This is a genomic window from Paenibacillus sp. RC67, from assembly GCF_030020805.1.
Lineage (GTDB): Bacteria > Bacillota > Bacilli > Paenibacillales > NBRC-103111 > Paenibacillus_S.
Genome location: NZ_CP125098.1, coordinates 162,140 through 182,749 on the forward strand (window position 1 = coordinate 162,140; position 20,610 = coordinate 182,749).

At 36.8% G+C, this 20,610-nt stretch carries 21 protein-coding genes and 1 riboswitch; of the genes, 20 read left to right on the plus strand and 1 reads right to left on the minus strand.

The genetic code is table 11. The features are described from left to right. The first annotated feature begins 3 nt into the window (after window positions 1-3). From galU to QMA13_RS36490, 17 genes are all read left to right on the plus strand, one after another. Window positions 4-888 (plus strand): UTP--glucose-1-phosphate uridylyltransferase GalU, encoded by an 885-nt coding sequence (gene galU, locus QMA13_RS00715; protein WP_282938845.1) that lies wholly within the window; start codon window positions 4-6, stop codon window positions 886-888. A gap of 10 nt (window positions 889-898) precedes the next feature. Next, on the plus strand, window positions 899-1,525 hold the full coding sequence (locus QMA13_RS00720) for a sugar transferase (protein ID WP_282938846.1): 627 nt from the start codon (window positions 899-901) through the stop codon (window positions 1,523-1,525). A 14-nt stretch (window positions 1,526-1,539) separates the two neighbouring features. Next, window positions 1,540-2,175, plus strand: coding sequence for an acetyltransferase (locus tag QMA13_RS00725; protein WP_282938847.1), 636 nt, complete (start codon window positions 1,540-1,542; stop codon window positions 2,173-2,175). Next, on the plus strand, window positions 2,168-3,322 hold the full coding sequence (locus tag QMA13_RS00730; RefSeq protein ID WP_282938848.1) for a DegT/DnrJ/EryC1/StrS family aminotransferase: 1,155 nt from the start codon (window positions 2,168-2,170) through the stop codon (window positions 3,320-3,322). The genes QMA13_RS00725 and QMA13_RS00730 overlap by 8 nt, the downstream gene beginning before the upstream one ends. Next, on the plus strand, window positions 3,322-4,557 hold the full coding sequence (locus tag QMA13_RS00735) for a glycosyltransferase family 4 protein (protein ID WP_282938849.1): 1,236 nt from the start codon (window positions 3,322-3,324) through the stop codon (window positions 4,555-4,557). Before QMA13_RS00730 ends, QMA13_RS00735 begins: the two co-directional genes overlap by 1 nt. After that, on the plus strand, window positions 4,544-5,575 hold the full coding sequence (locus QMA13_RS00740; protein WP_282938850.1) for a polysaccharide biosynthesis protein: 1,032 nt from the start codon (window positions 4,544-4,546) through the stop codon (window positions 5,573-5,575). The genes QMA13_RS00735 and QMA13_RS00740 overlap by 14 nt, the downstream gene beginning before the upstream one ends. Beyond that, window positions 5,572-6,687 carry a polysaccharide biosynthesis C-terminal domain-containing protein gene (locus tag QMA13_RS00745; protein WP_282938851.1) on the plus strand — a complete coding sequence of 372 codons (1,116 nt, stop codon included), beginning with the start codon at window positions 5,572-5,574 and terminating at the stop codon, window positions 6,685-6,687. Before QMA13_RS00740 ends, QMA13_RS00745 begins: the two co-directional genes overlap by 4 nt. 3 nt (window positions 6,688-6,690) lie before the next feature. Further along, on the plus strand, window positions 6,691-7,824 hold the full coding sequence (gene wecB / locus QMA13_RS00750; protein WP_282938852.1) for a non-hydrolyzing UDP-N-acetylglucosamine 2-epimerase: 1,134 nt from the start codon (window positions 6,691-6,693) through the stop codon (window positions 7,822-7,824). Continuing rightward, complete coding sequence (locus tag QMA13_RS00755) at window positions 7,817-8,803, plus strand: glycosyltransferase family 2 protein (RefSeq protein WP_282938853.1); 987 nt, start codon at window positions 7,817-7,819, stop codon at window positions 8,801-8,803. Before wecB ends, QMA13_RS00755 begins: the two co-directional genes overlap by 8 nt. 41 nt (window positions 8,804-8,844) lie before the next feature. Then, on the plus strand, window positions 8,845-9,069 hold the full coding sequence (locus QMA13_RS00760) for a hypothetical protein (RefSeq protein ID WP_282938854.1): 225 nt from the start codon (window positions 8,845-8,847) through the stop codon (window positions 9,067-9,069). A 77-nt stretch (window positions 9,070-9,146) separates the two neighbouring features. After that, entirely contained in the window at window positions 9,147-10,070 is a 924-nt protein-coding gene (locus QMA13_RS00765; protein WP_282938855.1) for a glycosyltransferase, read from the plus strand. A gap of 74 nt (window positions 10,071-10,144) precedes the next feature. Beyond that, the gene (locus QMA13_RS00770) at window positions 10,145-11,443 is read left to right on the plus strand and encodes a hypothetical protein (RefSeq protein ID WP_282938856.1); all 1,299 of its coding nucleotides are present in this window, start codon (window positions 10,145-10,147) and stop codon (window positions 11,441-11,443) included. Beyond that, on the plus strand, window positions 11,406-12,677 hold the full coding sequence (locus tag QMA13_RS00775) for a glycosyltransferase (protein WP_282938857.1): 1,272 nt from the start codon (window positions 11,406-11,408) through the stop codon (window positions 12,675-12,677). The genes QMA13_RS00770 and QMA13_RS00775 overlap by 38 nt, the downstream gene beginning before the upstream one ends. 60 nt (window positions 12,678-12,737) lie before the next feature. After that, window positions 12,738-14,078 (plus strand): flippase, encoded by a 1,341-nt coding sequence (locus QMA13_RS00780; RefSeq protein ID WP_282938858.1) that lies wholly within the window; start codon window positions 12,738-12,740, stop codon window positions 14,076-14,078. Window positions 14,079-14,099: 21 nt separating this feature from the next. Then, window positions 14,100-15,014 (plus strand): glycosyltransferase family protein, encoded by a 915-nt coding sequence (locus QMA13_RS00785; protein WP_282938859.1) that lies wholly within the window; start codon window positions 14,100-14,102, stop codon window positions 15,012-15,014. Window positions 15,015-15,017: 3 nt separating this feature from the next. Next, window positions 15,018-16,352: a UDP-glucose dehydrogenase family protein gene (locus tag QMA13_RS00790; protein ID WP_282938860.1), complete on the plus strand. Its 1,335-nt coding sequence runs from the start codon at window positions 15,018-15,020 to the stop codon at window positions 16,350-16,352. Window positions 16,353-16,419: 67 nt separating this feature from the next. Beyond that, complete coding sequence (locus tag QMA13_RS36490; RefSeq protein WP_282938861.1) at window positions 16,420-16,686, plus strand: ATP-binding cassette domain-containing protein; 267 nt, start codon at window positions 16,420-16,422, stop codon at window positions 16,684-16,686. A 259-nt stretch (window positions 16,687-16,945) separates the two neighbouring features. Continuing rightward, window positions 16,946-17,032: riboswitch (cyclic di-GMP riboswitch) on the minus strand. A 124-nt stretch (window positions 17,033-17,156) separates the two neighbouring features. On the opposite strand, the gene QMA13_RS00800 is transcribed toward QMA13_RS36490, so the two are convergent. After that, window positions 17,157-17,285 (minus strand): hypothetical protein, encoded by a 129-nt coding sequence (locus tag QMA13_RS00800; RefSeq protein ID WP_282938862.1) that lies wholly within the window; start codon window positions 17,283-17,285, stop codon window positions 17,157-17,159. Window positions 17,286-17,394: 109 nt separating this feature from the next. Here QMA13_RS00800 and QMA13_RS00805 point away from each other — a divergent pair, with 109 nt between their 5' ends. From QMA13_RS00805 to QMA13_RS00815, 3 genes are all read left to right on the plus strand, one after another. Further along, entirely contained in the window at window positions 17,395-18,384 is a 990-nt protein-coding gene (locus tag QMA13_RS00805) for a copper amine oxidase N-terminal domain-containing protein (RefSeq protein ID WP_282938863.1), read from the plus strand. A gap of 394 nt (window positions 18,385-18,778) precedes the next feature. Next, a complete protein-coding gene (locus QMA13_RS00810; protein WP_282938864.1) occupies window positions 18,779-19,879 on the plus strand; it encodes an ABC transporter ATP-binding protein in 1,101 nt (366 codons plus the stop codon). Continuing rightward, complete coding sequence (locus QMA13_RS00815; RefSeq protein ID WP_282938865.1) at window positions 19,872-20,585, plus strand: ABC transporter permease subunit; 714 nt, start codon at window positions 19,872-19,874, stop codon at window positions 20,583-20,585. The genes QMA13_RS00810 and QMA13_RS00815 overlap by 8 nt, the downstream gene beginning before the upstream one ends. Window positions 20,586-20,610 lie beyond the last annotated feature (25 nt).

The following is a 20,610-nucleotide window of genomic DNA, read 5'->3' on the forward strand; positions in this document are numbered from 1 at the left end:
AGGATGAAAGTACGAAAAGCCATTATTCCTGCAGCAGGACTCGGAACCAGGTTTCTGCCTGCAACCAAGGCTATGCCTAAGGAAATGCTGCCCATTGTAGATAAACCTACGATTCAATATATCGTGGAAGAAGCAGTGGAGTCAGGTATTGAGGATATTATTATTGTAACCGGTAAAGGGAAAAGAGCGATTGAAGATCACTTCGATAATTCTTTTGAGTTGGAGCAGAACCTCTTAGAAAAAGGGGAAATCGAGCTACTGAATGAAGTCCAGAAGTCTTCCAAGATGGTCGACATTCATTATATTCGGCAAAAGGAAGCAAGGGGATTGGGACATGCTGTCTGGTGTGCTAGAAAGTTTATTGGAAATGAGCCATTTGCGGTATTACTTGGTGATGACATCGTAAAGGCCGATAAACCTTGTTTAAAGCAGATGATGGAGCAATATGAACGTTATAAATCATCCGTCATTGGTGTTCAACGTGTTGCAGAAGATGATGTTTCTAGGTATGGGATTGTAGATGGTAAGGAGATTGATAACCGTTTTTATAGTGTGAGCGATTTGGTGGAAAAACCAAAGAAAGAAGAGGCGCCTTCTAATATGGCTATAATGGGACGCTATATTCTTACTCCAAAGATTTTTGGGATTTTAGAAAACCTAACACCTGGGGCTGGTGGAGAGATACAGCTTACCGACGCAATCGCTGGGTTGAATCGAATTGAAGCCGTATATGCATATAACTTTGAAGGTATTAGGTATGATGTTGGAGAGAAGTTGGGATTTATTAAGACTACGATTGAATATGCATTGCAGCATGATGAGTTAAAACATAATTTATTAGAGTACCTATCTAAATTAATTGATAAAGAAATTATTAAGGGCAATTAAGGTGTCTGTAATGAAACCATACATTATTGTAAAAAAAACCACTGACTTTTTTTTTGCTGCGGTCTTGCTTGTAGCTGTCTCTCCTATTTTGTTAGGTGCAACTATTGCTATAAAGGTAGAATCCAAGGGTCCCATACTTTTTAGCCAGAAACGACCCGGTAAAAACTGTAGAATTTTCACTATCTTTAAATTTCGGACTATGAGAATTGAGACAAAAAAAAATGGGGAGCCTCTCTCTGATATGGAAAGAATGACTAGAGTCGGTTCATTTCTCCGTAAAACAAGTATTGATGAACTCCCACAACTTTTTAATATTCTTTGTGGAGAGATGAGCTTCATCGGCCCTAGACCGCTTCTAATTGAATATTTGAATCACTATACCCCAGCGCAGAAACGTCGTCATGATGTAACTCCTGGTATTTCCGGTTGGGCACAGGTGAACGGGCGTAATACAATTGGTTGGGATGAAAAATTTCAACTTGATGTTTGGTATGTAAATCATATTAGTTTTTTATTAGATATGAAGATTTTATATATGACTATTTGTAATGTGATATTTAGAAAAGGAATAAATAATTCACAAGGAAATACAATGCCCTTGTTTACAGGAAGCTCCAATGATTATAACAATGCTTAGAACGGTGGTGTTGTATGAAGGGATTGTTGATTTTTGGTGCAGGCGGGCATGGGAGAGTTGTTGCCGATATTGCTGTAACGATTGGTAAGTGGGATACGATAGCATTCTTAGATGATAGGCAGAATATTACTGAAGTGCTTGGCTTTCCGATCGTTGGTAGTTTTGAGGACTATATTATGTTTAAAGATCAATTCTCTGATGTATTTGTAGCTACAGGGAACAACAGTGTAAGACAAAAATGGATTGAGCGATTAATGACCGATGGATTTAATCTTCCGTTCTTAATACATCCTATAAGTGTTGTTAGTAAATTCAGTCATATAGGAAGAGGCACTGTAGTAATGGCTGGAACTGTAATTAATGCCGGTACCAGTATTGGAGAAGGCTGCATTATAAATACATCTTCAAGTATAGATCATGATTGTGTTGTTGGTGATGGAGTTCATATATCACCAGGGACCCATGTATGCGGAACTGTCAATATAGGTAAAAATAGTTGGGTCGGTACGGGCTGCAATATTGCTAATAATATAAACATTGGTAGTAACGTTGTTGTTGCCGCTGGAGCAACTGTGCTTCACGATGTTCCTAATAGTGTAATGGTAGCGGGATTGCCTGCGGTAATAAAAAAGCAACTTGGAGATGAATAAAATGCAGAGGATCTACTTATCACCACCTCATATGAGTGGAAATGAAATTAAGTTTGTACAAGAAGCATTTGATTCAAACTGGATAGCCCCATTAGGACCAAACGTTGATGGATTCGAAAAAGAGATTTGTCAATATGTTCAGGTAAATCATGGTCTCGCCTTATCTTCTGGAACCTCAGGTATACATCTTGCACTAAGGTATTTTGGGGTTGGACCTGGGGATTATGTTTTTTGCTCAAGTCTTACTTTTTCAGGTAGCTGTAATCCAATAAAGTATCAATTTGCAAATCCAGTATTTATAGATTCTGAACCAGACACTTGGAATATGTCACCGAAAGCTCTAGTTGAAGCATTTGAGTGGGCTAAAAAAACATGCAATATGCCTAAAGCGGTGATTATTGTTGATCTTTATGGTCAAAGCGCTGATTATGATAGCTTGCTTCAAATATGTAATCATTATGGTGTTCCTGTCATTGAAGATGCTGCTGAGGCAATAGGGAGCACTTTCAAAGGTAAGAAATGCGGTTCATTTGGTAATGTTGGTATATTCTCATTCAATGGAAATAAGATCATGACAACATCTGGTGGCGGTATGGTTGTCACCAATGATGAAGACATGATTAATAAAATGCGGTTTTGGTCGACTCAAGCAAGGGAAGCGACAAGACATTATGAGCATAGAGATTTTGGCTATAACTATCGCATGTCTAATATTTGTGCTGGAATTGGTTTGGGACAGCTAATGGTACTAGACGATCATATTCTATTACGCAAAGCTATTCGACAAAGATACATTGAAGAACTCAAGGATTTGCCAGTTAAATTTATGCCAATTTCAGATGCGGGGAAGCCTAATTATTGGCTCACAGTAATAACTTTAGATGAGGATTCTAGCCTCAGTACGGAAGAGATTATTGATGCACTTGAAGCAAGTAACATTGAGTCCCGGCCTGTATGGAAACCAATGCATTTGCAGCCCATTTTTAAAGAGTGCCCTTTTTTTCCACATTTAGACAATAAGAAAAGTGTAGGAGAAGAATTATTCAAACGAGGTATATGTTTACCAACTGGGTCTGCTATGACGAATAACGAATTAGAGAGGGTTATTGACTCTCTCAAAAAAATCTTTAACAGGGTGAAAATATAATGAACGTATTATTCTTAACTCTTGCTTATCCAGAAGGAAATGATAGAAATATCTATTCCGATTTAATGCAGGAGTTTAATGAGCGAAACGATCAGGTATTTGTTGTCTGTCAACGTGAACGTCGTTATAACAAGCCTACGGAATATAAAGAGGAAAATGGTATAAAAGTATTGAGGGTTAGAACAGGTAATCTTACCAAAACTAATGTTTTTGAGAAGGGTATTTCTACATTACTCATAGAGAATCAATTTTTGAGGGCCATAAAAATATACATGACGGATATCCATTTTGATTTGGTGATTTATTCGACACCGCCAATTACTTTTGAAAAAGTAGTGAGATACATAAAGAAGCGTGATGATTGTAAAACTTATTTACTTTTAAAAGATATATTCCCACAGAATGCCGTTGATATGGGAATGATAAAAAAGAACAGTTTAATTTGGCGTTATTTTAGAGCAAAAGAAAAACATCTTTATAAAGTGTCGGATCATATTGGTTGTATGTCTAGAGCAAATGTAGAGTATGTTTTAAAACACAATCCCGAAATAGATAAAAGTAAAGTTGAAGAGTGCCCCAATAGTATAAGACCATCAACAATAAATTTCTATGAAACCAGTAGGGCTAAGATTCGAAAAAAGTATGGAATTCCCAAAGACTCTAAAGCTTTTATCTATGGCGGGAATCTTGGGCGACCTCAAGGAATGGGTTTCCTCCTTGAAGTGCTCGATTTTATGAAATCAAGAAATGATATTTTTTTTCTTATTGTTGGTTCGGGGACTGAGTATGATCGAATAAATAACCATATTCGACGAGAGGGACACACAAACGTAAAATTAATTAAGTATCTTCCTAAAGATGAATACGATCGAGTATTGGGGAGCTGTGACGTAGGGTTAATCTTTTTAGATTCGCGATTTACCATACCTAATTTTCCTTCAAGATTAATAGCTTATATGGAGTCTGCTTTACCAATCGCAGCAGCCACCGATGTTAATACAGATGTGAAGGATGTTTTATGTGAGGCCCAATGTGGCCTCTGGGCAGAAAGTGGAGATGTAATAAATTTTGTTAAAGTAATTGATACATTAGCATCTGAGAAAAACCTTCGCATTAAAATGGGCGATAATGGAAGGTGTTTTCTGGAGAAGCATTATACAGTTTCGAGAGGTTATGAAATTATTACTACACATTTAAAAAATGGTTTGGAGACGATAAATAATGTTCGCGGATAAATGTCTTCTTATTACTGGTGGTACTGGATCATTTGGCAATGCAGTGCTTAATCGATTCTTAAATACCCAGATTAGAGAAATACGTATTTTTTCTCGTGATGAAAAAAAGCAGGATGACATGCGTAAGGAAATTAAGAGCGAAAAGGTCAAGTTTTTTGTTGGGGACGTGCGTGATTATAACAGTATTGTGGCAGCCATGCATGGGGTGGATTATGTATTTCACGCCGCTGCACTAAAGCAAGTCCCTTCTTGTGAATTCTTCCCGATGGAAGCTGTAAAAACGAATGTTATTGGAACTGAAAATGTGTTGAATGCTGCCATAGCTCATAACGTTAGAAAAGTAGTTTGTCTTTCTACTGATAAAGCAGTCTATCCAATTAATGCGATGGGGATTTCGAAAGCAATGATGGAAAAAGTGATGGTAGCAAAGTCACGAACTATTACTGGTGAAAAAACACTGATATGTGGTACTAGATATGGAAATGTCATGTGTTCAAGAGGGTCAGTAATTCCTTTGTTTATCCACCAAATTAAAAACAACCAGCCTTTGACAGTTACAGACCCTAATATGACAAGATATTTAATGTCACTTGAAGATGCAGTAGAACTAGTGTTATTTGCTTTTGAAAAGGCTAATCAAGGGGATACTTTTGTTCAAAAAGCTCCTGCTTCAACAATAGGTGATTTGGCAGTTGCAGTAAACGATCTATTTAACTCAGAGAGTGAGTTGAAGATTATCGGTACACGCCATGGTGAGAAGTTGTATGAAACATTGCTAACACGAGAAGAGATGGCCCATGCAGAAGATTTAGGGGATTACTATAGAATTCCGGCTGATACACGAGATTTAAACTATGATAAATATTTTATTAGTGGTGATCAAGGAATTAGTCAAGGCTGGGAGTATAATTCACACAATACTGAACAACTCGATATTCCACGTATACGCGAACTGCTTCTAAAACTTGATTATATTCAAGAAGAACTGAGCAATAGAAAAATAGAGGCCATTCTATGAAAACAATACTAGTTACAGGGGCTAATGGGTTTATTGGAAGAAACTTAGTTGCTACGTTGGAGAGAAAGGAGAAGGTGGAGCTTCTAAAATTTGGTTCTAACCAACCGATTGAGCAACTAAGGGAGTTTGCCTCAAAGGCAGATTTTGTATTTCATTGTGCTGGGGTAAATCGCCCTAATGATGTTAAAGAATTTTCTCAAGGAAATACCCACTTTACTAATCAACTAATTGCTATTCTAAAAGAAGATCAAAGAAGAACACCTATTCTTTTTACATCCTCTGTTCAAGCTTCTTTAGATAATCCATATGGAAATAGTAAAAGAAACGCAGAAGAAGCTATTTTTAAATATGGTAAAGAAGCCGATGTTGATGTATATGTTTATCGTTTACCTAATGTTTTTGGCAAATGGTGCAAACCCAACTACAACTCAGTTATTGCCACCTGGTGTTATAATATAACTCGTGATATTCCAATTGAAATTCATAACCCAAATAATGTACTTAACCTTGTTTATATTGATGAAATAATTGAAGAGTTTATTAATGCTATGATAGGTAATGCTAATATGCAAACTGACGGATATTGTTATATCAAAAGGAGCTTTAAAGTAACTTTACAAGCACTACTAGATAAGATTGAATTATTTAAAACGAGCAGGAAGACTCTTGTAATGGGGGATCTACAGGATGACTTCGAGCGGTATTTGTATTCAACTTATCTATCTTATCTACCCGAAGATACTTTTGGATATAATCTTGAGATGAAACATGATAATCGAGGTTGGCTAGCTGAGTTTATTAAATCCGAAAATTTTGGACAAGTATTCATCTCTCGTACTAAGCCGGGTATTACTCGCGGCAATCACTGGCACCATACTAAAGTAGAGAAATTTCTTGTAGTCGAAGGAGATGCATTAATAAAATTTCGTCCAATTAGCGGTGATAATGTTCTAGAGTACAAGGTATCGGGAGAACAGCTCAAGGTTATCGACATTCCACCAGGTTATTCTCATTCGATAACAAACACTGGGCAAACAGAGCTACTCACATTATTTTGGGCAAATGAAATTTTTGATCAACAAAACCCAGACACCTATTTTATGGAGGTTTAATAAATGGATAAGTTGAAGGTAATGACTATAATAGGTACTCGCCCAGAAATAATAAGGCTTTCTGAATGTATCAAGGCCTGCGATAGATACTTTGATCATGTATTAGTTCACACGGGTCAGAATTGGGACTATTCATTGAATCAAGTGTTCTTTGAAGAATTGGGGCTGCGTGAGCCGGATCATTACTTAAGTGCAGTTGGTTCAAATCTCGGAGAAACCATGGGAAATATTATTACAAAATCATATGAGGTCCTTGAAAAAGAAAGACCTGATGCGCTTTTAATACTAGGAGATACAAATAGTGCGTTAAGTGCGATATCTGCAAAACGTTTAAAGGTACCTATCTTTCATATGGAAGCAGGGAATCGTTGTTTTGATCAGAATGTTCCGGAAGAGATTAATCGGAAAATTGTTGACCATATAAGCGATATAAACCTCCCTTATACTGAACATAGTAGACGGTATTTGTTATCAGAAGGATTTAGAAAAGAGCATATCTTTGTAACAGGCTCACCAATGCAGGAGGTCTTACAAAAACATGCATCCAAAATAGAGGTATCTGATATTTTAGAAAGGCTGAATCTTGAAGCAAACAAGTATATATTAGTATCGGCTCATAGGGAAGAAAACATTGATAATGAGCAAAATTTCCTGTCACTTATGAATGCTATTAACAACATAGCTGAGCGATACCAAATGCCGATAATATACTCAACTCATCCTAGAAGTATGAAATTTATTAATCAAAGAGGGTTTAAGTTTCACCCGTTAGTTCAGAATTTACAACCATTTGGATTCATTGATTATAACAAGCTACAAAAGAATTCATTCTGCGTTTTATCGGATAGTGGAACACTATCTGAGGAAAGTGCTATGCTTGGATTTGCTGGAATATTACTTAGAACATCTACAGAGCGTCCGGAAGTTTTAGATAAAGGTACTGTTGTAATTGGTGGAATTAATGAAAGGGATATTGTACAAGCAGTAGAACTAAGTAAGAGTATGTGGGAGAGTAGGGAGAGAACTCTTCTTGCAACTGATTATATAGATGATAATGTTTCAGCAAAAGTTGTTAAAATAATTCAAAGCTATGTAAATATTATTAACAAAGTAGTTTGGGGGGGGAATTATGGTTAGTGTTATAATCCCCCTATTTAATGTAGAAAGGTATATTATAGATTGCTTAGAGTCACTTGAAAATCAAAAATACAAAGATTTTGAATTAATAATTGTGAATGATGGTTCAGAGGATAAATCTACATCTGTTGTTCGAAATTACATTACGAGAAGTAAAATGAATATTATATTGATTGACCAGGAAAATTCAGGGGTTAGTAGTGCTCGAAACAGAGGAATCGACAAAGCGTCCGGAGATTACATATGCTTTGTTGATGCGGATGATATGGTAGGTCCTGAGTATCTTAGCCAGATGATGGACAGTTTTATTAAGAATAATTGTGATTTAGTAGTGTGCAGTTCTGTATCTGTTCCCGAAGATTGGAATATTAGATTTTACACCCCAAAATATTACCCGTATAGATTAATAAAATCATTTGAAGCTCTAGAAAAATTTTTATATCACGTTATTGTTTCAGGGGTATGTTTTATTATGGTAAAACGCGAAATTATTGAAAATAATAAACTGCGATTTGCAGAAGGTTATCGCTATAGTGAAGATATAGAACTAATGTGGAAAATACTTTCGCACTCAGATACTGTAGCTTACAGCCGGAGTCAGCTATATATATATAGAACAAGAAAAAGTTCGGCTATGAGCCTTGTAGATGAAAAGAGAATAGATGGCTTCAAGTTGATGAAAGAGTTGGAAGGCTACTTCAAGACGGTGCGTCCCGATTTTTATGAGAAATATGAGAAATATGGAACAGCAAGATGGGTATGGGCTACTTTGTGGCAGATTGCATTATCAAGCAATAATTATCAAAAATTTATGGAAAACTCCAGTAGATACAATTCTAAAGAATATATGAGGAAGCTCATTACCTACCCCCAAATTTATGTTGCAGCAAGCTCAATAGTTTACCTCATATCACATAAATTATATTACAGTATAATAAGGAAGGTTAAAGATGCCCAAAAAAGAGAATTCTTTTCGTGATTTCAACAACTGTCAATTCATGATAGTACTAGAGGTATAACATGAAAATCTTATATTTCGGAAGTGCCTGTGATAAAGAATGGTTTGAAGAAGCATCAACTATAAAAGCTATGCCTGCTCACGTTGCACAGTATAGGTTTGAGATGGCTTTAATTACTGGGTTTTCAGCAAGGAATGATATCGATATGGATCTTTACTATCTATATCAAGAGCCATATTACCCGAAAGGAAAGTTTCTTAAATTTTATTCGAGGAAAAAAAAATAAACAAAAAGTATTTTGTAACATATATCTCTAATATCAATTTACCCCTATTTAAAGAAATTAACTTCTTTATTAAAGCAATGATTATTACATTGAAATGGCATATTAAAAATCGGAAAGCAAATGAAAAAATGGTACTTACTTCATTTAATTATAGTCCTTTATCTCTAGGTATATTAATAATCTCAAAATTATTCGGGATAAAAAGGGCTAACTTTTTTACTGATCTATCTACCGATATTATAAATAACAAGAGGCAAAAAGACATTGTTTTCATTAAAAGAATTTTATTACCTTTATATTTAAAATTAGTAAAATACATAGAGTCTAACTATGATCTATATATACTATTTACAAAACCAATGAATACAAGAGTTAACCCGAAAAATAAGCCTTATCTAGTTATGGAAGGTATTTATAATAATGAGTTAGAGTTATCAAAAGTACAAAAGAAAAAAGCAATTATGTACGCTGGCACTCTATCACATGAATATGGAATTAAAAATATTTTAGACGCTTTTGAACAACTCGAAGATAATGAAATTGAATTATGGCTTTTCGGTGATGGTGATATGAAAAAATATATCAATGATATTTGTCTAAGAGATCAGAGAATACAATTTTTTGGATTTAGACCACACGAAGAAGTGTTTAAATATGAGAAAATGGCTACTTTGTTAATAAATGTTAGAAATTCAGATGAGGAGTATACGGCATACTCCTTCCCTTCCAAGACTTTCGAATATATGGTATCTGGAACACCTTTTCTTACAACGAAATTGAAAGGGATCCCTGAAGAGTACTATAGTTACTTGTACACAATTGAGAGTACAAATGCTACATCATTAAAACATAAGATAGAAGAAATATTTACAAAACCTGAATATGAACTTAAGAATTTTGGATTGAGGGCAAGGGAGTTTATCTTAAATGAAAAGAATAGTGATATTCAGGCAAAAAGAATAGTGGAATTTATAAGAGAAAAGTTTGAATGTGTTGAATAGATAAAAATACATTCAAATGAATAGAGACTTGAATATCCAATATTTTCAATAAAAGGTGTTGAGTGAACTCGATTATGTCTTATAATATTGAAGAAAACAAAGTACAGATAAATGAAACAGAAAAAAGGAACCTTGATTGGTTATGGATAGTCCCCCTTTTTTTGTTTTCAATTAATTTATATAACAAAGAGATTTATATAGTTATTGCAATGATTATTTTGGGAATGCTGATTTCTGTATACAAAAAAACAACTTTTAGACTTACTGCTGATATGATATTAATATCATTGTTTTCTATTAGTTATATATTGATATTTAGAATTTATAATACTATTGATTTAATTGTCTTACTCTTATATGTTGTAGAGCCGATTGGATGTTTTTTTATTGGTTATTTAATTTTCAAGAAAGAAGCACAACTTATTTACAAGACGATTATTACAATTGTATTAGGTAATATGCTATACGGATCAATAAATATGCTACTTTATTTTAAAACATTTGGAGCCAATACATATGAAAGACGAGTACCTGATATTTGGACAGATATTGGTATGGCCGCTACTCTGCAAGGCACTCATTTTACACCGGTAGCAAGTCTGCTATTTTTTAGCTTTATTCTTTGGATAAATAGAAAATATAAAGTGCTTTCGTTCATATTGTTTTTTGGGGCTATATTCTCATTGGTTTCATCTGTAGTATTAGGAAACAGAACTTTAATTATAATAACACTACTTACGTTATTTTCGAATATTATCCTATATAGTATGTTAGTTAAAAAGAAACAAAGTAGTATTTTAAAATCAATATTCTTAGCTGCTTCATTTTTTATATTAATATGGGTGGTATATTCGTATAACTTATTTGGAATTAGTGATTTTATATTAGATTCTCAATTCTATGTTAGGATGAACGAACAGGGCTCAATGTTAGATGATCCAAGAATGCTAGTATATAGTAATGCGCTGGTTGAACTTTTTAATTATCCCCTCGGGGGATATAAATTAGATTTGGGAGGGCTTTCATATGCCCACAATCTATGGATTGATGTATTATACGTGGCAGGAATAATACCATTCATTTTTTTGGGTTTATATACTTTAAAAAGCATAATAAACTTGGGTTTCATTATTAGGAGCGACAGAGTAAATGTGGAATTTAAGGTGCTGATATTTAGTATTTATATTGGATATTTATTGAATTTCATGGTGGAGCCTATTTTGGAGGGGGTTCCATTCATGTTTATATCTTTCTGTTTGATAAATGGTCTAGTTAGAAAATATTTGGATTATCTGAAAAAACACAAAGTGATAAAGCAATCTTTGGAGGTATCAAATGAACGTTCTATGGTTAATCAATGTTCCTCTACCTGAAGCTTCTATACTTATGAACCAAGAACCTACCCCATTTGGTGGATGGCTTGTAAATACATCTGGCAAATTGGCTAAACAAGCTAGATTAAAACTATCAATCATATTTCCCAATAAAGAAACCAGAAATTTTGAATTATTACAAGGTGAGAATATAAAGTACTACGCTTTTACACCTGTTAAAGATAAGGATATAGAAACAGCTGGTGAAAATTCACTTTTTGAGAATATATTAAATGAAGTTAAACCGGACATTGTACATATTTTTGGAACTGAATTTGCTCATACTCTCTCTATGGCAACTATTTGTAAGAAAAAACAAATAAAAACAGTCATAACTATTCAAGGGCTTGTCTCTATAATTTCACATCATTATATGGCTAGTGTACCTTCATATGTGCAAAATAGATTTACATTTAGAGACTTTTTAAAGCAAGACAATATAGTGCTGCAGCAGAAGAAATTCATAATACGTGGCGAATTTGAAACTAAAGCTCTACAAATAGTAGATCATGTGATAGGCCGGACTAGTTGGGACAAAGTATGTGTTTTACAGATTAACCCAAAGTTAAATTACCATACGTGTAATGAAATATTAAGAGATGAATTTTATAATCACATCTGGGATTTAAATCATTGTGAGAAACATTCAATATTTGTAAGCCAAGGGTCCTACACCATTAAAGGTCTTCATTTCGTAATTAAAGCTATGCCATTAATACTACAAAAATTTCCTGGAGCTAAGTTATATATTGCCGGACCGAATATTACTAAATCTCAAACTTTAAAGGAAATAATCAAGATATCCTCTTATGGTAAATACATAAGAAAACTTATAAAGGAAAATAATCTTCAAGAACATGTTCAATTCACTGGTCTTTTAGATGAAGAACAAATGTGTGAAAGATTCTTGAAATCCAATGTATTTGTATCTGCTTCTACTATTGAAAATGAATCAAACTCATTAAGCGAAGCAAAATTATTAGGCGTACCTAGTGTTGCATCTTTTGTAGGAGGGGTCATCGATAGAATAATTGACAAACAAGATGGCTTTCTATATCAACATGATGCACCGTATATGTTAGCACACTATGTTTGCAAAATTTTTGAAGACGAAGTTCTCTGTTTGCAATTTTCTAAAAACGCAAGAGAAAATGCTACGAAAATTCATGATAGAAATGTTAATTTAAATAAAATGTTGGAAATATATTCAGATATCATGAATAAAAGTAATTGAAGGGCATGGTAACCAGGTCATGAATGGTTTTAATATCAATATAATGAGTGGGTAAATAAATTGAATATACGTAAACGCCATTTAGAAAAATATAGATCACTACTTTCTAACGATATAGCAAATAAGATAATGCAAAATTCTACGTGGTTAATAAGTGATAAAGTTGTCAATTTAATAACTGGTGTAATAGTAACTGCTGCTATTGCTCGTTATTTTGGCCCAGATCTATTTGGGCAGTTTAATTATGCATTAGCACTTGTAACGTTATTCACTGCCTTTTCAGCCTTAGGATTAGAGACATTAACAGTGAAAAACTTGGTTAATAAAGAATATGATGAGGGAACAATTCTGTGTACAAGTCTTGTTCTTAGAGTCATTGGAGGAATAGTACTAACAATTATTGCCGCCATTGCAATAAAAATAATTGAACCAGCTAATGTCAATTTGCATATCATTGTGTACATATTATCATTCACTATGGTAGTAAGGTCAATGGAAGTCATAGAATATTGGATCCAAGCTCACCAGAGATCAAAAGTGTCTTCTATTATACGTATTTCAGTTTACATAATCACAGCAATTTTGAAGTTAATGGTGGTCGTATTTGGTGGTAGTTTGGTACATTTTTCTTTGGTGTATGTAGTAGATGTTGCAATAACAGGGTTAGCTCTTATAATAGTTTATTTTAAAATTCGACAAGATAGAACACATTGGATATTGAATTTTAGCTATGCAAGAGAAATAATGTCTAAAAGCTGGAGTTTAATATTATCTGGATTAATGGTTACTTTGTACATGAGAGTTGATCAAGTTATGCTAGGTTCTATGTTACCTGACAAAGCAGAACTAGGGGTTTTCTCAGCAGCAGTTAGAATTGCAGAAATGTGGTATTTTGTTCCAATGGCAGTGATAGTTTCCTTTAAGCCTATAATTATTAAAAATAAAAATGTGGATCAACAGAGTTATTTAAAATCAGTTCAGTTACTATATACAATAGTTGCTTGGATGAGTATTGGATTTGGGCTTATTATCCTTTTATTGTCTAAACCTATAATAAAAGTACTTTTTGGAGCTGACTATTTAAGTGCGGCTAGCATTCTAGTAATAAGTGTTTGGGCTGGAACATTTGCGATGTTAGGCTCTGCTCGCTCCATCTGGTTAATCTGTGAGGGATTACAGAAGTTCACGATAACATATACGCTAGGCGGGCTTGTAGTAAATATACTGCTTAATATTCTGCTGATACCACAATATGGAGCGTATGGAGCAGCAATTGCGACCTTAGCTTCGCAGCTTACAGCAAATGTGGTAGTTCTAGCTTTTTTTAAGAAGACCAGGAAATCCTCAATTATGATTTTGAAATCTCTTTTCCCAGGTATTGTGAGAATAAAAAAGGATTGAAATATAAGGGGGATTACATAGATGCTAGCACCCGTTGTATTATTTGTATACGCACGTCCAGAACATACGAGACGAACTATTGAAGCTCTTGCAAAAAATCATTCAGCTAAAGACACAGAGGTATTTATATACTCGGATGCTGCCAGAAGTGAGAAGGCAATTCAAAATGTTAATCTTGTTAGGGCTTATGTTGATTCTCTGTCAGATAGAAATCTTTTTAAATCAGTTAAAGTTATTAAGGCTAAGTCTAATAGAGGGCTTGCAACTTCCGTTATTTCAGGAGTAAGTGAAGTTATTGAAAAATATCAAAAAGTTATTGTAGTAGAAGATGATTTAATATCTTCTCCTGATTTTCTTGACTATATGAATGATGCGTTAGATTACTATGAATTTAATAGGGATATATGGTCCATTAGTGGGTATACCTTCGGCTTAAATATTCCAAAAGATTATAAAAACGAGATTTACTTATCTTATAGGGGTTGCAGCTGGGGCTGGGCGACCTGGCAAGATAGGTGGAAGCAAGTAGATTGGGATGTTGCGGATTACAATCAATTTAGATCTAGTAAAGTTTTACGTGAAAGACTTAATCGAGGCGGAAGAGATATGGCCAATATGCTGGATGTTCAAATGCAAGGTAAGATTGATTCCTGGGCAATTAGATGGTGTTATACGCAATCAAAGTTAAATATGTTAACTGTATACCCTGTTGTGTCCAGAATAAAGAATATTGGACTTGATGGAACTGGCACTCATAGTGGAGTTACTTCAAAGTATGATGCCATTCTTAATGAAAGCACTGAACGGTGTAAGTTTTATGATGCAAAGTTAGATCCTAGGATCGTAAAATCTTTTAAAGATAAATATGGCACTAGCTTTGATTATTTTATAATCGGAGTGAAGCGGAACATAAAAAAAATACTAAGGATAGGTTAAGAAATGAAAATTTCTGTTGCAGGCACTGGTTATGTAGGATTAGTCACAGCAGTATGCTTGGCTGAAAAGGGGCATTTAGTAACATGCTTTGACATAGACAAAAATAAGATTGAATATATGACTGAAGGGAAGGCGCCAATCTTCGAACAAGGCTTAGAAGAACTAATGATAAAAAATAAAGATCGGATCAAATATACAAGTGATCATGATGAAGCGTATAGACACCCAGATGTAATAGTGATAGGGGTAGGTACACCGGAAAAAAAAGATGGTTCGGCTAATTTACAATATGTATATGATGTATCCCGTCAGCTAGCCCAAACGATTGAAAATGATTGTACAGTTATTGTTAAATCTACAGTACCAGTAGGTACTAGTGATAAGGTAGAGCAATTAATTAGAGACAATTTAAAGCATCATGTAAATATTGAAGTTGTGTCAAACCCTGAATTTTTATCTCAAGGAACCGCAATAAAGGATACACTCAATGCTAGCAGAATCGTTCTAGGTGTTGAAACACCTCGTGCTTTAGAAGTAATGAAACAAATGTATTCAGAATTTAATATTCCATATGTTATTACGAATAGAAATAGCGCCGAAATGATTAAGTATGCGGCAAATGATTTTCTGGCTTTGAAGATATCTTATATTAACGAGATAGCTAATTTATGTGAGCTTGTGGGGGCAAATGTTGAAGATGTGGCTAGAGGGATGGGGATGGATCCCAGAATAGGTGGTCGTTTCTTAAACGCGGGAATTGGTTACGGTGGCTCATGTTTTCCTAAGGACACTAAGGCTCTGCATTGGCTTGCTAAGTTCAATGATTGTGAACTAAAAACGATAAAAGCTGCTATTGAAGTAAATGAAAACCAGAAACTAAGATTGATTACAAAAGCTCGAAAATACTTTGATAGTTTTCATAATATTAATATTGCTGTATTAGGACTCACCTTCAAACCGGGCACTGATGATTTGAGAGAAGCGCCTTCTCTTGACAACATTCCAGTATTTTTGGAGGAGGGAGCAAAAGTAAAAGTGTGGGATCCTATTGGGGCAAATAATTTTAGAAGAAAGTTCCCAAGTGAAATAATGTACTGTGAGTCAATTGAAGAAACAATAAAAGATGCAGAGGTTTGCTTTATTTTTACAGAGTGGCCTGAAATAAGGCAGTTTGATATCGATAAGTATGGTAAGTTAATGAAAAATCCTCTAGTTATTGATGGACGGAATTGCTATGCCCTTGAACTTGCGGGTGAAGCTAGGATAGTTTATGAATCCATTGGCAGAAAAACTATATCAAATTACAAGAATGCATACTCAGTAGTAACATCTAAATGAGACGCAACGTGAATCAACGAGAGGTAAAATCTATCGTTAGGAGATAAGTGTTAGGAGACCTGGCCAATTGATCCAACTAAAAAACATATCAAAAGAAATTTCAGAAGCAGGTTCAACAGTCACAAGCCTGCAAAATATAAATCTAAATATTTCCAAAGGCGAGTACATATCCATAATGGGCCCTTCTGGCTCAGGGAAGTCAACATTAATGAACATACTAGGTTCATTAGACATGGGCGGAGCCGGTGGAGGCGAGTGTCACAGCATGAGGTTATTCCGTGTATTCATCGTATCGTTGAGAGGGCTATGGAGCTATCCGGGATGGGAAGCTTGAATTCGGCACAAAAAAAGATACCCTAAGGTATCTTTTTAACGCAAGCCTCTTTTTTTATACTGTTTATCTTTCCAATAACTCATACCGACAAGCAAGACTAGGATCGAAGAAATGAAAAGACTATACATAATCAACAAGATCGCTCCTTTGTCGAAATGTGACGGGAAGCGATTCCAAATCTAGCTGCTGCTAGAGTCAGACTCATACTCACATTCCTCTTTTCTTAGTTTACACATAAGAAATCGGACGAAAGCCGTTATTCGGTAGCTGGCTGGCATATCGTCAAGACGATGAAGCCCCTATAGCTTTGCGTCCTTACTTTTCAGTAAGTTTGCCATTATCGTACGAACTATGTGAATTATCATTATTATAACAAAAATCGATTATTTTCTACAATATGTTTGTATGGTTGGAAAGACTCAATTTTCATATATTATGTAGTATAAAAGTACTGTTTCATCCTGTGGATATTAGAACAATCGCTTTAGAGGTCGACGAGGTCTCTTAATATACCAATGCCCATCTTCTGAGGCATGCAATATTTCAATACCGAACAATTCTAACGGAGTCCAGACTTTCTTCACATTGATCAATGGCATAGGTCTATTTCCTCCTTAATTTAAATTGGAATGGGAATTAAGTACTATTATACTATATCATATAAAAGATTCTAATAGTTGGCATATTTGATAAAAAGGAGAAGATCCAATGTTAAAAAATCTTAAGGTTTTGAGTGTTACAGCCATGATGATGTTAGGGGGGGCAAGCTCTGCCTATGCAGAACAAACGCCGTCTTCTATTGACGTGTACTATGCGCCTATTCAATTTGTTTTCGATAGTGAGAAGTTTACTCCTCCGGAGAATCAGCAAGGCTTTATCTACGAAGGTAGCACTTATGTACCGCTTCGTTTTATCTCTTATTCATTGAACAAAGCGGTGCGTTGGGATGCAGATACCTATACAGTAACGGTAGAGAAGCCGAAGGTAGAGGACATGACAGAGATCAGTGAATACAACCTGAATACAAAGGTGCGTAATGGAGCTGCTTCCGAGAAAGTGAATTCTTCTAATCTGAAATCGACCCCAATTATTGCTTACAAGGAAAAAGTAAGTTATATGTTTGATGGCCAGAGTAAACAGATCGATTCGAATTTGCCTGGATTGATATATCAGGATTCTTTATATGTTCCTTTACGTTTTTTCTCTGAAGCCGTTGGAAAAACAATCGAGTGGAACCCGGATACTTACACAGTTTCGGCTAAAACACAGGACGAAGTAAAGCAGGAGACTACAGAGACGGAGCAACCGAAAACTGAACAGCCGAAGTCGGAAATTCCTGCGACTACGCCTGCTGTAAGCGGTGGTTCAGGAGGCGGTGGCGGATCGAGCTCTTCATCGAGCAACGCCCAGTCAGCTCAAACTAAAGCGGAAGAAAAGCTCCTTGCACTGGAGAATAGCTGCCGCAATGCCCTGCAGCCTTTGGCCGATCAATACGTCGGTGCGGATGATGATGAAAAGCAGCACCTGATTTTGCTAGGAATGCTTAAGGTGAGCGAGTGTCAAGGGAAGTTTGATAGCATTCTAAGCGAAGCGGCAAGCCAAGGAGTTAGCGAGAAGGCTCTCGATAGCTATAGAGCCCGTTTTGATCAAGTGCAGGCCGATGCTATTGCCAAATTAAAAAAGAAGCTTGGAAAATAAATAGTTGAAATGCCAGGTCCTCCTATTATGAGAGGGCCTTTTTTTATAAACTGGACTCATATATGACGGCGCCGTGAATCTAACTTAGCCTCACAGGTCAATATCCACTTCACATCCTCGTCTAATATTCTTCACAAGTTCCTTTCCTTATTATATGGAACCTCTTTCCCCTCGTAGTAGTATTCCTTTTGTCGTTCTCTGATGTTCACTGAGCGTCGATTCCCCAGATAGCCTTATTTTGTTCATAATTCAGACACATATTTTTAATCTAATTTTCAGATTGGTTTAAGCTGGTTTTATTGTTTTATTTGTATATTGTTGGAGGTTAAGCAATTGTAATTATGGACATGGCTTAAGTAGGCGCATATTTCGTTTCGAATGGAGGGTTTCATGCGTGCTTGAGGTAAAGCAGGTTAGTAAGCTGTACGAGAACCAAAGAGGGGTCCACAATATCGATTTTTCCATGAGCCGTGGGGAGATCGTCGGTTTTTTGGGGCCGAACGGCGCAGGAAAGACAACGACGATGCGGATGATCACCGGTTATTTGAATCCTACGCTGGGTTCAATTACGATCGACGGATTATCCATGGCCAACCATCCGAAGAAAGCTAGACAGAAGATCGGGTATTTACCGGAAACACCACCGTTATATCCGGAGATGACTGTAGAAGCCTATCTGCAGTTCATTGCCGATTTGCGTGGGATTCCAGGGAGAGAACAGAAGCGGCGTATCGGTGAAGTTGTTGAACGGCTGGGGCTGCAGGGCCGCGAAAGGCAAATCATTCGAGGTCTGTCCAAAGGGTACAAGCAGCGGATGGGGTTGGCGCAGGCTATTTTGCACAATCCGGATCTACTGGTGCTGGACGAGCCTACTTCGGGTCTGGATCCGAAGCAGATTATTGAAATTCGCCAGCTCATTCGTGAGTTGGGTGAGAATCACACGGTGCTGCTGAGCACGCACATATTGCCAGAGATCAACACGTTGTGTAACCGCGTATTGATCATCAACCAAGGGCGCATCGTGATGGACGGCCATCCCGATCAGTTGGCTCAATCGATGGGCGAGCGATTCGAAGTATCGCTCGAAGTCAAGGGCCCGCGCCAGGCCGTACTGGCCGAGCTGCGCGGCATGCCTATCATCGCCAGCGTGCAGCCGCTGGCGGAAGAATCCGCTGCCGCCGTACCGGCAGCGACAGCCCCGGCTGCGCTCGAGCCGCAGCCGGACGCCTCGCAGGCTGAGCCTACGGCGGAGCCTGCTCCAACCGTCACGGTCGAGCCGACCGTGAAAGTGCTTGTGTCCGCGAAGGACAATGCGGACATTCGCGAAGAGCTCTTCTTCCGCATGGCGGAGCTGCGTTATCCGATTCTTGCGATGAAGAAAGAAAGCTTGAGCCTCGAGGATATTTTCCTCAAGCTGACGACCAACGAAGCGACGACGGCTTCGGATGATGAATCAGCGGCAGCTCTAGAGGAGGAGGAGACCCCGAATGCGTAGAACTTGGGCGATTTGCAGAAAAGAGCTGCAAATGTATTTTTACTCGCCGACCTCCTATGCGGCGTTTGCATTCTTTTTCCTTATTGTAGGGTACATGTTCAGCTCTAACTTTTTATATTCCATGATGATCGACGTTCGTATGGTCACCAGCCCGGTCAGTTTTCTATATCTGTTGGTGATCCCGTTCTTAACGATGCGCCTTGTATCCGACGAGCTTCGGCAGGGCACCGATGAGCTGCTGCTGACATCACCGGTCAGCATTACGGAGATTATTCTCGGTAAATACATGGCCGCAGTTGTCGTTCAACTGCTTTTGGTCGGAGGCTGCCTGCTGTATCCGCTCATTATGAGCTCCTACGGTAAATTGGATCAGCCGGTATTGTGGCTATCCTTCCTCAGCATGTTCCTGCTTGGAGCAGCGATGATGGCGGTAGGCTTGTTTGCTTCCACGCTGTCCTCTCATCAAATGCTGTCCGGGTTGGCAGGCATTGGGATGCTATTGGTCCTTTGGACGATCGATTGGCTGGGAGACACGGTTGCCGCGGGTCGGGTTAAAGAATACCTGAGCATTTTCTCGATCGTTGCCAGAGGGAATAATCTGCAAAAGGGTGTATTGAATTTTGCGGACATTCTCTTTTATGTGACGTTGGCTATCGTATTTATCGTGTTAAGCATACAGGTGCTCGAAAGAAAACGTTGGAGATAACCGGCTTTGCCCTAGGCGCAAGGCG

What these genes read in the sequence shown, in the direction of transcription:
- galU (WP_282938845.1), top strand. Translation starts at nt 4, where the DNA reads ATGAAAGTACGAAAAGCCATTATTCCTGCAGCAGGACTCGGAACCAGG.
- QMA13_RS00720 (WP_282938846.1), top strand. Translation starts at nt 899, where the DNA reads ATGAAACCATACATTATTGTAAAAAAAACCACTGACTTTTTTTTTGCT.
- QMA13_RS00725 (WP_282938847.1), top strand. Translation starts at nt 1,540, where the DNA reads ATGAAGGGATTGTTGATTTTTGGTGCAGGCGGGCATGGGAGAGTTGTT.
- QMA13_RS00730 (WP_282938848.1), top strand. Translation starts at nt 2,168, where the DNA reads ATGAATAAAATGCAGAGGATCTACTTATCACCACCTCATATGAGTGGA.
- QMA13_RS00735 (WP_282938849.1), top strand. Translation starts at nt 3,322, where the DNA reads ATGAACGTATTATTCTTAACTCTTGCTTATCCAGAAGGAAATGATAGA.
- QMA13_RS00740 (WP_282938850.1), top strand. Translation starts at nt 4,544, where the DNA reads ATGTTCGCGGATAAATGTCTTCTTATTACTGGTGGTACTGGATCATTT.
- QMA13_RS00745 (WP_282938851.1), top strand. Translation starts at nt 5,572, where the DNA reads ATGAAAACAATACTAGTTACAGGGGCTAATGGGTTTATTGGAAGAAAC.
- wecB (WP_282938852.1), top strand. Translation starts at nt 6,691, where the DNA reads ATGGATAAGTTGAAGGTAATGACTATAATAGGTACTCGCCCAGAAATA.
- QMA13_RS00755 (WP_282938853.1), top strand. Translation starts at nt 7,817, where the DNA reads ATGGTTAGTGTTATAATCCCCCTATTTAATGTAGAAAGGTATATTATA.
- QMA13_RS00760 (WP_282938854.1), top strand. Translation starts at nt 8,845, where the DNA reads ATGAAAATCTTATATTTCGGAAGTGCCTGTGATAAAGAATGGTTTGAA.
- QMA13_RS00765 (WP_282938855.1), top strand. Translation starts at nt 9,147, where the DNA reads ATGATTATTACATTGAAATGGCATATTAAAAATCGGAAAGCAAATGAA.
- QMA13_RS00770 (WP_282938856.1), top strand. Translation starts at nt 10,145, where the DNA reads ATGTCTTATAATATTGAAGAAAACAAAGTACAGATAAATGAAACAGAA.
- QMA13_RS00775 (WP_282938857.1), top strand. Translation starts at nt 11,406, where the DNA reads ATGAACGTTCTATGGTTAATCAATGTTCCTCTACCTGAAGCTTCTATA.
- QMA13_RS00785 (WP_282938859.1), top strand. Translation starts at nt 14,100, where the DNA reads ATGCTAGCACCCGTTGTATTATTTGTATACGCACGTCCAGAACATACG.
- QMA13_RS00790 (WP_282938860.1), top strand. Translation starts at nt 15,018, where the DNA reads ATGAAAATTTCTGTTGCAGGCACTGGTTATGTAGGATTAGTCACAGCA.
- QMA13_RS00800 (WP_282938862.1), bottom strand. Translation starts at nt 17,285, where the DNA reads ATGCCATTGATCAATGTGAAGAAAGTCTGGACTCCGTTAGAATTGTTC.
- QMA13_RS00805 (WP_282938863.1), top strand. Translation starts at nt 17,395, where the DNA reads ATGTTAAAAAATCTTAAGGTTTTGAGTGTTACAGCCATGATGATGTTA.
- QMA13_RS00815 (WP_282938865.1), top strand. Translation starts at nt 19,872, where the DNA reads ATGCGTAGAACTTGGGCGATTTGCAGAAAAGAGCTGCAAATGTATTTT.